We start from the raw sequence: 11,824 nt of genomic DNA on the forward strand, positions 1-11,824 counted from the left end.
ATGTGTGGTTCGCTTTGATATATTATAGCAGCGAAGCGGATGATTTTATCTGTCTGACTGAAATGATGTCAGGTTAGATATTTTTACGGATTATTCTGCTGCTATAGATGAAACAACAGAAAAAGGTGGGTGAGAAATCAAATGCGAAATAAAAGTCTGGATGCTGTAAAGGCCATTGCTGCGTGCCTGGTGGTATGCATCCATGTAAGCTTTCCGGGACAGGCCGGGCAGCTTGTAAAAGTACTGGCAAGATGTGCGGTGCCGTTTTTCTTTATGGTATCCGGGTATTTCTGTTATTATCAAAATTGCAATGCCTCAAAAAGAATATTGTCTAAAATCCTGCATATCATGAAGCTTTTTGCAGTTTCAGTTGTGTTTTATTTTATCTGGGAATGTTTTATGAAAGCCTGGAATGGGGAGAGAGTATGGACATGGATAAAAGGGCTTGTGAGTACAGAGCATCTGAAGGAATTTTTCGTGTACAACAGTACTTCTCCGGTAAGAGCACATTTATGGTTTCTTCCTGCATTAATTTACTGTTATCTGCTTGCTCTCCTGATTGAAAAATGGAGAATGCGTAAGGCTGCATATTGTATGGCACCTGTATTGCTGGCAATACTTTTATGGAGAGCGGAGTTTTGTGTCTTTTTTGACAGATTTTATCACACTATGGAATACAGAAACTTTCTGTTTACAGGAATGAGCTTTTTCCTTACAGGTCAGATGATCCATGAATATCAGGATAAGATAGTATGCAAACGTCTGGAGCAATGGATGCAATGGGGATTGAAAGCAGGGATGAGTTTCGGTGTGGCACTCAGCATGATGGAATATGCTTTCCGGGGGGCTGGAGAAATTTACACAGGAAATTGTGTTGCAGTGATCTGTCTGTTTCTGTGGCTTATTTTATATGGAAGGGAAATAAATTTTCCCTCTGTACTGGTGGAAACCGGAAGAAAATATGCGTTCCTGATCTATCTTCTTCATCCGGCGATGTCAGACCTTCTGAAAAAATGTTCAGAAGGTCTGGGAGTCAGCAACTGTCAGATTTATTTTTGGCTGCGTCCGGTTTTGGTATATATGCTGACAGTGGTGACAGTTTCTGGCATATCTGCGGTCTCTGCGTATGCAAGGCAAAATATTTTGCAGAATGATCATGTATAGTCAGGGTATGAAAATCCGGAATGAATTTTGGCTGCGTTACTGAGAATGGAATGAACAGTAACATAGTAACGTTATCTTCAGGAACCGCGGGAATTATAACTGTTCACATAATGGAAAATGTGATATAGTAATCAGTAAATCTTATGAACGTAACCGTCCGGTGTTTCGCAGAATGGCGGACTGCTGAACAGTTACCGAAAACCATTATGCAGAAAATACAAAGGAGAGAGAATGGCAGATAAAAATCAGGACAAGAACCAGAGTAAGAACAGAGCAGAACAGGCAGAAGAGCACGATGAAAGCGTGCTGAATCCGGAGATTAAGAATGAATCGGATTTGTCAAAGAAGGAAAGACGTCTGATTGAGAAAGAAAAATTAAAGGGAATGGGGCCAAAGAAAAAGCTGGAATATATCTGGATGTATTATAAACCGGCTATTTTCGGAGTGATCGCAGTGATTGCTCTTATATTCGGAATAAAGGATTACTATGAACAGTCCAAAATAAAAACAGTTCTGTCCATGACAGTGGTAAATTCAATGGCAAATGATACGGAAACTCCTGAGCAGAAAATCAAAGAAACACTTGGGTACAAAGATGATCCCTATAGCAAAGTAGAGATAGGCGTGAATCTTACTACGGACTCTGAAATGGCAGAATTTGATTATAATGCACAGATGGCTTATGTGGCACAGATCCAGGCAGGTTCCATTGATATTATGGTTATGCCGGAGAAGCTTTATCAGACTTTGAAGAAGAATGAGCCATTTGCAGATTTGAAGGAATTGATGGGTGAGGAAGCTTTTGAGAAGTTTGGAATGCAGACAGATACTACGCACATTTCCATTACTGACAGTGAGCTTGAACAGGAATTAGGTGTAATCTACGATCCTGTATGCATTGCAGTGCCGTATTCAGCACCGAATCAGGAGAACGCAGTAAAATGGATAAAAAGTCTTGACAGCAGGAAATAAATTGTGATATGTTTATCACACCAAAACTGGTGTGGATTTTTCAGTCTTGTGACAAACATGAACTCTTTTCGCCGCACGATTATCATACAGCAATGTAGAGATAATTGTGTGGCGTTTTTTGTTGCAATGAAACAGAGAAAGGAAAAAAGAATGAACAATACTTTTATGAAGAAAAAACCGATTCTGCCGCTTCTGGCATCTATGGCAATGCCTATGGTACTGTCTATGCTGGTGAATTCACTGTACAACATCGTAGACAGCTTTTTTGTGGCAAAGATCAGTGAGCAGGCGATGACAGCTCTGTCTCTGGTATTTCCTGTACAGAACTTTATTAATGCAGTTGCCATTGGTTTCGGTGTGGGAATCAATGCACAGATTTCTTTTCAACTGGGAGCAAAAAATATTAAAAATGCGAATATAGCAGCTACCCATGGTATGCTCTTTAATATTATCCATGGAATTATTTTTACAGTAATCTGTATTCCGTTTATGCCTGTATTTCTCAGTATGTTTACAAAAGAGCAGGAAGTGATCTCATCTGGTGTGCAGTATTCAACCATTGCATTTGCATTTTCCACAGTGATCATGATCAGCCTGTCCTTCGAAAAGATTTTTCAGGCTGTGGGCAGAATGAAACTGACAATGATCAGCCTGATGATCGGTTGTATTTCCAATATTATCCTGGATCCGCTGCTGATTTTCGGAGTGGGGATTTTTCCGGAAATGGGGATCAGAGGTGCAGCACTGGCAACTGGTCTTGGCCAGGTATTTACAGTTATTGTATATCTGATCGCATATAAGAAGTGTAGTATTCCGGTGGAGATCAGCAGGAAATATCTGGAACTTAACAGGAACCTGGACGGGAAGCTGTATATGGTAGGGATTCCCGCAATCCTGAATATTGCCCTGCCGTCAGTTCTGATCTCTTTCCTGAATCAGATATTATCGGCTTTTTCCGGAAGCTATGTAGTGGTTCTGGGAATCTATTATAAGCTTCAGACTTTTTTGTATCTGCCTGCAAGCGGCATTGTCCAGGGAATGCGCCCGTTGATAGGATATAATTACGGAGCAGGAGAAATAAAGAGGGTAAAGAAACTTTTTGGGATTTCTGTGCTTCTGAATGGTATGATCATGCTGGCAGGAACGATCATCTGCTTTACAGCATCAGAGACATTGATGGGAATGTTTACTGAGAACCCGGAAACTGTAAGATTTGGCACTGCAGCATTACAGATTATCAGTATCGGGTTTATCCCATCTGCCATCTCTGTTACAGCTTCCGGTGCATTAGAAGGACTGAGCAAAGGTGCTCAGTCCCTGGTGATTTCGTTATTAAGATATATTATAGTGATCATTCCGGCAGCTTATCTGCTGTGCTATTTTGCCGGGGCAGATGCTGTGTGGAATGCGTTCTGGATCTGTGAATTTATAACAGCAGTGGTAGTAGGTATCGGGATAAAGTATTACTGGAACCGTCTGCTGCAGTAGACGATAGTGATAAAGCTGCTAAGTCAGGCTGCGCCTGCTTCGGCAGCATCAGCATCAGACTCTGCCTCTGCGGCATTTTCGTCAGTAACGTCTTCGGCATCGGAATTGCCTATGCCGCTGAGAATATAAGTGATGACTTCGTCCGGAACGCCTGCATTGGACAGGTTGTCCATAAGTGTAGTGGGGTCGAGTGTAGCTGCGTAGGCACTCATATCATCTTCATTGGTTACGTCATAAACATCGCCCAGAGCCGTAAGATCCGGAATTTTAACAGATTCGCCTGTACCGGAAGTAACAGTGAAGCTTCCGAGAGTACTGCCTGCACTTTCAACGGACAGTGCAACAGAACCGGAATCTTTTGCTGAATTTAAATCTAATACAAGTGCAAAGTTCTCGAGCATGGAAAGAGAAGAATCTGTATCTTCTGAAGAATCAGCAGGGAAGGTGATAGTATAGTTACCGTTTAAGTAACCTTCTTTTGCAGATTCGGTGTCGTAGTCTTTAACTTCGATAACAGCTGCGGCTGTATCATCCTGAGAAATTTTATAGGTTCCGTTTAATTTACCGCCATTAATCTGACCGGATCCGGACAGGGAGAGTGTGCCGGAATCATCTGTTTCAATGGAGAGAAGATAGCCAAAGTCTGAGCCGTCCCTGGTCATCTGCCAGTTCAGAACAGGAGTTATTTTATCACCTTCCTGAAACTCAATTTTACGTCCTGCAATTCTGCCGGTCTCATCAACCCAGATTCTGGTGTTGAGATGAGAATCATCGGAATCACCGGTATCTGCATCTTTCAGAAAATCAAGACCGTCTTCTACAGCTTTGGTAAAGCTTTCGTGCAGGTCCTCGTTACTTGAGAGTTTCTCTGTCCAGGTATCGAGGATGTTCTCAATATCACTGTCTGATTTTGCTTCTTCCAGGATTGCAGTTGCAGTTTTTACAGCGTCTTCGGCTGAAATCTGGCCTTCATATACTGTACAGTCCTGACTGATATCACCTGCTGTCAGAGTTTCCTGACTGCTTTCGCCTTCTGTTACATTGTCAAAAAGCATAGATCCGTATTTATCCAGAAGTGTTTCTACTACAGAAGCTTCTGGAGCTGCTGCTGACAGATCAGACATCATGGAAACAGTCAGGCTGAGACTGTCAGAGTAAGCGGAAGCGAAATTGTCTGTCGGAATATCTGCATCTGAATCATCAGGGGTTAATTCTTCAAGATCATTTTCAATATTGGCAGCCTGCTGGTCTGCGGCTTCTTTCAGATTGGTCTTGAAATATTTATCAGAGAGTTCAGGGATGCGCATATAAATATCCTGGCTGTCCGGATCAAGATAATATTCCAGAGTACAGATTTCATTATCATTAAGAAGGACCTTCATCAGAATACCTTCTTTTCCTTCTGTAAAAGAAATATCATTGGAAAGTGTGATATTGTCCAGCCAGGAGACATCAAATGGTGCGACAAACCCCAGCAGTGAGCGTCCGGAATCTTCAAATTTCAGAATCATGTCACTCTGCATTCCTGACATCAGAGACTGGCTTTCCTCTATAGATGTAGCGTAAGAAGATGCCATTTCTGTGACCTTTTTTGCCCATGCATCTTTTTCAATGGAAGCGTAACTGTCTGCTGCAAATGCTGTAGATGGAATTGCAGCAGTACCAAGAAGTGCTGCAGTACAGATAGCGGTTGTTTTTCTTAACCATTTTTTCCTTGTTTTCATAAAGGGCCTCCTTCTGTTCTGTTATGAATCTTATGTAGTGGAATTACATTTCAGGACATTCATTTTCAGATATGTCGTTTGACTGAAATAATAATCTATAGCAGTCCTTGTAAATGATTTTTCAAATACGCTCTATATTAAGATGCATTATTTTAGAGGATTGCTATATATCAATTTTACCAGATAAAGATAGAAAAAGCTATGTTTTTTCGACAATATGGAAAAAGATGTTGATTTTAGACTAAATTATTTCTATAGAAAAATAACAAAATATAGAAAAAAACTATATGTGTATATAAATAATTGATATAAGAAAATTTATTGACAGATTTATGTGAAAAATATATACTACTATTCATATCGAAACACTATGAAATTGCTAAAAACAGGGAAACGATATATCACAGAAAACATACCGTTAGTCCGGAGATTATTATATTTTACAAGGGGAATATGCTCATGGAATTTCAGACTAAATTATTACACGGAAAAGCAGTAGACAATTATGCGAATGGTTCAACAGTGCCGCCTATCAGCCTGGCAAATGCTTTTGCATATGAATCTTCAGAACAGTTGGAAAAAGTATTCCAGAATCGGGCACCGGGATTTGCATATACCAGGATTGCGAATCCGACAGTAGATGCGTTTGAGCGAAGAGTAAATGAATTAGAAGGCGGGATTGGAGGTGTAGCCTGTTCCTCCGGAATGTCAGCGGTTACATTATCATTACTTAATATCCTGCAGGCAGGGGATGAGGTAATCGCAGGAAGTGCATTGTTCGGAGGTACACTGGATCTGCTTCATGATCTGGAGGCATTCGGAATCAAAGTACATTTTATACCGAGGGTAGAGAAGGCGCTGATCGAGCCGTTTCTTACAGATAAGACCAGAGCAGTGTTTGGCGAAATAGTAGGAAATCCAGCACTGAATGTAATGGATGTCCGGGAAACAGCAGATTTTCTTCATGGAAAAGGAGTGCCGCTGATCGTAGACAGCACAACTTCGACTCCTTATCTGCTTAATCCGATTCAGTACGGTGCGGATGTAGTGGTGCATTCTACTTCTAAATATATAAATGGAAGTGGAGATGCCATCAGTGGAATTATCATTGACAGCGGAAACTTTTCCTGGAGTCCGGAACGTTATCCGGGAATGAAGGAATATAAGAAATACGGAAAGTTTGCTTATCTTGTGAAACTGAGAAACGGAATCTGGCGAAACATGGGCGGCTGTCTGGCTCCGATGAACGCTTATCTGAATATTATCGGAATGGAGACACTTGGTCTTCGTATGGAGCGGGTCTGTAATAACGCTTTCCGGCTTGCCCAGGCACTGGAGAAGCTGGAAGGTGTATCTGTCAACTATCCGCTGCTGGAGTCCAGTCCATATCATGAACTGGCAGAAAAACAGCTTAGTGGAAAGGGTGGAGCGATTCTGACTATCCGTGCAGGTTCCAAAGAACGGGCATATAAGCTGATCAATCATCTGAAATATGTAAAGATTGCAACCAATATTGGTGATGTGAGAACTCTGGTGATTCATCCGGCGTCTACAATTTATATCCACAGTACGCCGGAGGCAATGGAAGAGGCTGGAGTGTACGACGACACAATCCGTATCAGTGTGGGTATCGAAGATATAAAAGATTTGATACAGGATTTCACAGAGGCAGTGGAGAGCCTTGGAGAAGAATAATTCATAATATACACATTATCAGGCGCTTTGGTCGGAACATGATAGTAACCGGACAGAGGCGCTGGTTTAAAAACAGAATAACTGACAGACAGTCAGAGACAAGAGAAGCCCCGGAAGTTCAGGAGTGTCCAGTTAAGTGGAACTCGATGATCTTCCGGGCTTCTTTTTGCAGCAAAATTTTTTCAGATATTGAATCTGTTTCCGAAACCGTTTCGTTATAAAAAATAGCGGTTAAAAATTAACAACTATCTGCGTGCGCGTTTTTCAATCAGTCCGAGGAGTCCGTACAGGATAATAGCGATGATGCACAGAATGATAATGGACATCAGTACCCAGGTAAGCTTAAAGGTCTGGCTGGAATAGATGATCAGGTAGCCAAGCCCTTTTCTGGCACCGATAAATTCGCCTATGATAACACCAACCAGACACAGACCAATATTAACTTTCATAACACTGAGCAGTAACGGCACAGAAGACGGAAGAATAATCTTCATAAGCTTTTCTTTCTTCCCACCGCCCAGCGTCTCAATCAGCTTCAGTTTTTCCGGGTCAGCTTCGCCAAAACCTGTATACAGATTCAAAATCGAACCAAAGATAGCAACCGACATACCGCAGACAATAATCGTCCGTTCGTTGGCACCAAGCCATACAATAAGCAAAGGTGCCAGAGCAGATTTCGGAAGGCTGTTCAGTACTACGAGATAAGGCTCTGTGATCTTCGCAAGTCTGGGACAGGTCCACAGCAGAACTGCCATCCCTGCACCCAGAACAACAACGAACAGAAAACTGACCAGTGTTTCCGTAATTGTAACAGAGAGATGGGGAAAAATAGAGCCGTCTCTGCACATACTGCAGAAGCTGTGCCAGATCATTACCGGACTGCTGAAGATAAAAGAATCGATCAGCCCGGTCCTGGCGGAGATTTCCCACAACACCAGAAAGAAAAGAAGAATAAATATCCGCAAAAAAAGAACAAGTTTCTTTTCTCTTTTCTGATGTCGGATATACTGTTGCTGATGATATGAGATTTCAGACATCATGATTTAGCTCCTTCCAGATAAGATTGAAATAAGATTTAAATTCAGGCGCATTTCTGGAAGCCATAGGAGTACGGTTCTCCAGATCAAAACAAATTGGCACAATCTTACGAATAATGGCAGGCCTTGGAGAAAGAATGATAACCCGGTCTGCCATGCTGATCGCTTCTGAAATATCATGGGTGACAAGAATTGCAGTCTTTTTTTCCTGACGCAGGATTTTGCCGATATCATCACTTACGCTGAGTCTGGTTTGAGAGTCGAGTGCAGAGAACGGTTCATCCAGCAGAAGAAGTTCCGGCTTTAATGCCAGAGTACGGATCAGTGCAGCTCTCTGGCGCATTCCTCCGGACAATTCGGACGGATGTGCAGAGCGGAATTTGTCCAAACCGTAATCTGAGAGAAGCTGATTTACATAAGCAAGTTTTTCGGCAGTGAGTTCCCTGCGGATTTCCAGTCCGAGAAGAACATTTTTATAAATTGTCCGCCACTCCAGCAGATGATCCTTTTGCAGCATATATCCGATACGGCAGTCACCGGAAGTTACCGGCGTGCCGTCCAGAAGAATCTGTCCCTGTTCCGGCCGGAGCAGACCACAGATCAGATTCAGCAGCGTGGACTTTCCACAGCCTGACGGCCCGACGATGGCGAGAAATTCACCTGGCATCAGTTGAAAGGATATATGAGAAAGGGCAGGGGTTTCCCCTGATAAACTGTGGTAGGAGAGACTGACATCTGTAATATCCAGCAGTGGTTTCATACAGATACCTCCATATTCGGTGAATAGTAACGAATATTTTCATAATTTATGATATGCAGAAATGTCAGGGTATGATATAATAGATGAACTATAGTATTTTTGCTGCTATAGTATTTGAGGGCAAATGTTCTGTAAGGAATACGTTACTGTTTACTATGTGTTTCATATCAGAAATATACATATATCAGACACTGCGACATGCATGAATCGGGTATAGAAATCAGACGAATGCTGTAAAAAACTGTATAAGAAAGTGTAAGCAAATGAGAAACAAAAAGAAAGCAATATTTAACACCATTTTTCTGATCCTTATATTTTCCATTACCGTATATATGGTATTTAAGGGAGAGGATCTGGGAGAGATTATTCATACAGTACGGCAGGCAGATCCGGTTTACTTACTGATCAGCGTGGTTTGTGTGGTACTGTTCATACTTGGCGAGTCTGTAATTATCTTCTATATGATGCGGACTCTCGGAGCAAAAGTAAAGATGGGGCATTGTGCTCTGTATTCTTTTGTGGGATTCTTTTTCAGCTGTATCACACCGTCTGCATCCGGCGGACAGCCAATGCAGATTTATTTTATGAAAAAGGACAAACTTCCGATTCCTGTCACTACGCTGGTCCTGATGATTGTCACGATTACTTATAAAGCGGTTCTGGTAGTGATCGGAATTGTAATCTGGATTTTTGGCAGAGGCTTTCTGGAAGGATATCTTGGTCAGTACATGTGGGTGTTTTACTTGGGCGTAGGCCTGAATATTTTCTGTGTTACTTTCATGATGATCCTTGTATTTGCCCCTGGATTGGCGAAGTGGATTATGGTAAAAGGACTGAAACTTATTGAACATTTCCGTTTCCTTAAGCCAAAGGCAACCCGGCTTGAGAAACTGGAAGCGTCTATGGATCAGTATCATGAAACTGCGGCTTTCTGGGCAAGTCACAAGCTGGTGATCCTGAAAGTGTTACTGATCACTATGGCGCAGAGGATTTTGTTATTTACAGTTACATACTGGGTATACCGTTCGCTGGGATTTCATGGATATTCCATCATAACCCTTACGATTTTGCAGTCTGTCATATCTGTCTCTGTTGATATGCTGCCTTTACCCGGAGGAATGGGAATCAGTGAGTCTCTTTATCTGGTGATGTTTGCACCGGTTTTCGGAGAAGCATTACTTCCTGCAATGCTGCTCAGCAGAGGAATTTCCTATTATGCACAGATGCTTATCAGTGCAGTGATGACCTGCGTGGCGTATTTCATAATAGGAAGAAAAGAACAAGAAGAAAAGTAGGGGGAGAAAATATGTTTTTAGGAATTTATGATTATACGGTAATATTGACTTATATAAGCCTGGGAATTTCCGTATTTGGAATTAGCAGGGCTCTGGAGGGGGATTTTAAGGTTGCGATTTTCTGTCTGGCACTTTCCGGACTGTGTGATATGTTTGACGGAAAGATAGCCAGAACAAAGAAGAACCGTACGGATGATGAGAAGAATTTCGGGATTCAGATCGATTCCTTATGTGATGTGGTCTGCTTTGGTATTTTTCCGGTAATGATCTGTTACTGTCTGGGTGTGAATACACCGGCGGGGATTGGGGCGCTTATTTTTTACAGTGTGGCATCTGTCATCCGCCTTGCATATTTTAATGTTTCAGAAACAAAGAGACAGAATGAGACTTCTGAGAACAGACAGTATTATCAGGGGCTTCCGATCACATCCATGGCGATCATCCTGCCGTTCCTTTATCTGATGAGAAGATATTGCGGACTCTATTTCCTGATCGTGATACATATTGCAGTGATTATCGTGGGACTGCTTTTTATTCTGGATATCAAGGTAAAAAAACCTCAGAATCCGGTACGTATCCTGCTGGTTGCAGTCGTGGCACTTGCACTTGCGAAGATGTTCCGTTTGATATAAAATAAATATAACTGTTGACTGGCCGCAGCGGTTCCCGGGAAATGGGGAGGCTGCGGTTATACTTTTATGGAGGGAAGATACGAATGAAGTATATTGACAGAAAAGGAAATATCACGATTGAAGAGAATGAGCAGGATAAATTCCTACGGCATTTATATAATGACCGGGGTGGCAGACTCTGCCTGAAACTCCTGATCAGACCTTTCGTGTCAAAGGCAGCGGGAGTCCTGCTTAACACCAGACTTTCTGCCAGATTTGTACCGGATTTTGTAAAAAACAACAAGATTGACCTGAGCATTTACGAAAAACAGAACTTCTCTTCATGGAATGACTTCTTTATAAGGCGCATCCGAAAAGAAGAACGCCCGATCGATATGCGCGAAAACATCCTGATCAGCCCCTGTGACGGAAAACTTTCCGTACACAGGATCAGCTCAGACTCACGTTTCAGCATCAAAGATACAGAATATACAGCAGGACAGCTTCTGAAGAATAAGGCAATTGCTGAGAGATACACAGGCGGCTATGCGTTGATTTTCAGACTGACAGTAGATGACTATCATCATTACTGCTATGTGGCAGATGGAAGAAAATCCGCGAATGTAACTCTGCCCGGCGTTTTCCACACAGTGAATCCTGCAGCAAACGATGTATATCCCATCTACAAAGAAAACGCCAGAGAATACACTCTGCTGAAAACAAAACAATTCGGAACCATCCTCATGATGGAAGTAGGCGCCATGATGGTAGGAAAAATCACAAATCTCCATAAAAATCCTGCCACAGTAAAGAAAGGCCAGGAAAAAGGCAACTTCGAATTCGGAGGTTCCACAATAATCCTCCTCATCCAGCCGGGAAAAGTCCGTATTGACTATGATCTGATCGAGAATACAGAAGAGGGATATGAGACTATCGTAAAAATGGGCGAACGAATAGGAGAGTGCAGGAAGTTAAAAAATACAAAGAATCATTACGAAGGCACAATAGAGAATACCTGAACAGGTATTCGCATTTTATTAAAAGATAATAAAAAGCATTTGTGAAGATGCAGAAAGGA

At 42.0% G+C, this 11,824-nt stretch carries 10 protein-coding genes; 7 read left to right on the forward strand and 3 right to left on the reverse strand.

Annotated elements, in window-relative coordinates:
- Positions 1 to 141: 141 nt before the first annotated feature.
- The 3 genes from NQ550_RS06620 (at position 142) to NQ550_RS06630 (ending at position 3,624) form a co-directional block, all read left to right on the forward strand.
- Positions 142 to 1,164 (forward strand): acyltransferase, encoded by a 1,023-nt coding sequence (locus NQ550_RS06620; protein WP_025577229.1) that lies wholly within the window; start codon positions 142 to 144, stop codon positions 1,162 to 1,164.
- A 231-nt stretch (positions 1,165 to 1,395) separates the two neighbouring features.
- Positions 1,396 to 2,136 (forward strand): hypothetical protein, encoded by a 741-nt coding sequence (locus tag NQ550_RS06625; RefSeq protein ID WP_008707524.1) that lies wholly within the window; start codon positions 1,396 to 1,398, stop codon positions 2,134 to 2,136.
- Positions 2,137 to 2,286: 150 nt separating this feature from the next.
- Positions 2,287 to 3,624 (forward strand): MATE family efflux transporter, encoded by a 1,338-nt coding sequence (locus tag NQ550_RS06630; protein ID WP_025577232.1) that lies wholly within the window; start codon positions 2,287 to 2,289, stop codon positions 3,622 to 3,624.
- A gap of 23 nt (positions 3,625 to 3,647) precedes the next feature.
- Here NQ550_RS06630 and NQ550_RS06635 read toward each other — a convergent pair whose 3' ends face one another.
- Positions 3,648 to 5,348: a hypothetical protein gene (locus NQ550_RS06635; RefSeq protein ID WP_025577234.1), complete on the reverse strand. Its 1,701-nt coding sequence runs from the start codon at positions 5,346 to 5,348 to the stop codon at positions 3,648 to 3,650.
- 459 nt (positions 5,349 to 5,807) lie between these two features.
- Here NQ550_RS06635 and NQ550_RS06640 point away from each other — a divergent pair, with 459 nt between their 5' ends.
- The gene (locus NQ550_RS06640) at positions 5,808 to 7,043 is read left to right on the forward strand and encodes an O-acetylhomoserine aminocarboxypropyltransferase/cysteine synthase family protein (RefSeq protein WP_025577236.1); all 1,236 of its coding nucleotides are present in this window, start codon (positions 5,808 to 5,810) and stop codon (positions 7,041 to 7,043) included.
- A 245-nt stretch (positions 7,044 to 7,288) separates the two neighbouring features.
- On the opposite strand, the gene NQ550_RS06645 is transcribed toward NQ550_RS06640, so the two are convergent.
- A complete protein-coding gene (locus NQ550_RS06645) occupies positions 7,289 to 8,080 on the reverse strand; it encodes an ABC transporter permease (RefSeq protein WP_020993690.1) in 792 nt (263 codons plus the stop codon).
- Positions 8,073 to 8,840 (reverse strand): ABC transporter ATP-binding protein, encoded by a 768-nt coding sequence (locus NQ550_RS06650; RefSeq protein WP_025577238.1) that lies wholly within the window; start codon positions 8,838 to 8,840, stop codon positions 8,073 to 8,075. Before NQ550_RS06650 ends, NQ550_RS06645 begins: the two co-directional genes overlap by 8 nt.
- A 263-nt stretch (positions 8,841 to 9,103) precedes the next feature.
- On the opposite strand from NQ550_RS06650, the gene NQ550_RS06655 reads away from it, so the two are divergent.
- The 3 genes from NQ550_RS06655 (at position 9,104) to NQ550_RS06665 (ending at position 11,765) form a co-directional block, all read left to right on the forward strand.
- Entirely contained in the window at positions 9,104 to 10,135 is a 1,032-nt protein-coding gene (locus tag NQ550_RS06655) for a lysylphosphatidylglycerol synthase transmembrane domain-containing protein (RefSeq protein ID WP_025577240.1), read from the forward strand.
- Positions 10,136 to 10,146: 11 nt separating this feature from the next.
- Positions 10,147 to 10,767, forward strand: a complete 621-nt coding sequence (locus tag NQ550_RS06660) for a CDP-alcohol phosphatidyltransferase family protein (RefSeq protein ID WP_025577243.1) — start codon at positions 10,147 to 10,149, stop codon at positions 10,765 to 10,767.
- Between the two features lie 83 nt (positions 10,768 to 10,850).
- Positions 10,851 to 11,765 (forward strand): phosphatidylserine decarboxylase, encoded by a 915-nt coding sequence (locus tag NQ550_RS06665; RefSeq protein WP_025577244.1) that lies wholly within the window; start codon positions 10,851 to 10,853, stop codon positions 11,763 to 11,765.
- Positions 11,766 to 11,824 lie beyond the last annotated feature (59 nt).

It is taken from the genome of Blautia wexlerae DSM 19850 (assembly GCF_025148125.1).
Classification (GTDB): domain Bacteria; phylum Bacillota; class Clostridia; order Lachnospirales; family Lachnospiraceae; genus Blautia_A; species Blautia_A wexlerae.

Coding starts and splice junctions, on each gene's coding strand:
- NQ550_RS06645 (WP_020993690.1), bottom strand. CDS start 8,080: ATGTCTGAAATCTCATATCATCAGCAACAGTATATCCGACATCAGAAA.
- NQ550_RS06660 (WP_025577243.1), top strand. CDS start 10,147: ATGTTTTTAGGAATTTATGATTATACGGTAATATTGACTTATATAAGC.
- NQ550_RS06655 (WP_025577240.1), top strand. CDS start 9,104: ATGAGAAACAAAAAGAAAGCAATATTTAACACCATTTTTCTGATCCTT.
- NQ550_RS06630 (WP_025577232.1), top strand. CDS start 2,287: ATGAACAATACTTTTATGAAGAAAAAACCGATTCTGCCGCTTCTGGCA.
- NQ550_RS06650 (WP_025577238.1), bottom strand. CDS start 8,840: ATGAAACCACTGCTGGATATTACAGATGTCAGTCTCTCCTACCACAGT.
- NQ550_RS06665 (WP_025577244.1), top strand. CDS start 10,851: ATGAAGTATATTGACAGAAAAGGAAATATCACGATTGAAGAGAATGAG.
- NQ550_RS06625 (WP_008707524.1), top strand. CDS start 1,396: ATGGCAGATAAAAATCAGGACAAGAACCAGAGTAAGAACAGAGCAGAA.
- NQ550_RS06635 (WP_025577234.1), bottom strand. CDS start 5,348: ATGAAAACAAGGAAAAAATGGTTAAGAAAAACAACCGCTATCTGTACT.
- NQ550_RS06640 (WP_025577236.1), top strand. CDS start 5,808: ATGGAATTTCAGACTAAATTATTACACGGAAAAGCAGTAGACAATTAT.
- NQ550_RS06620 (WP_025577229.1), top strand. CDS start 142: ATGCGAAATAAAAGTCTGGATGCTGTAAAGGCCATTGCTGCGTGCCTG.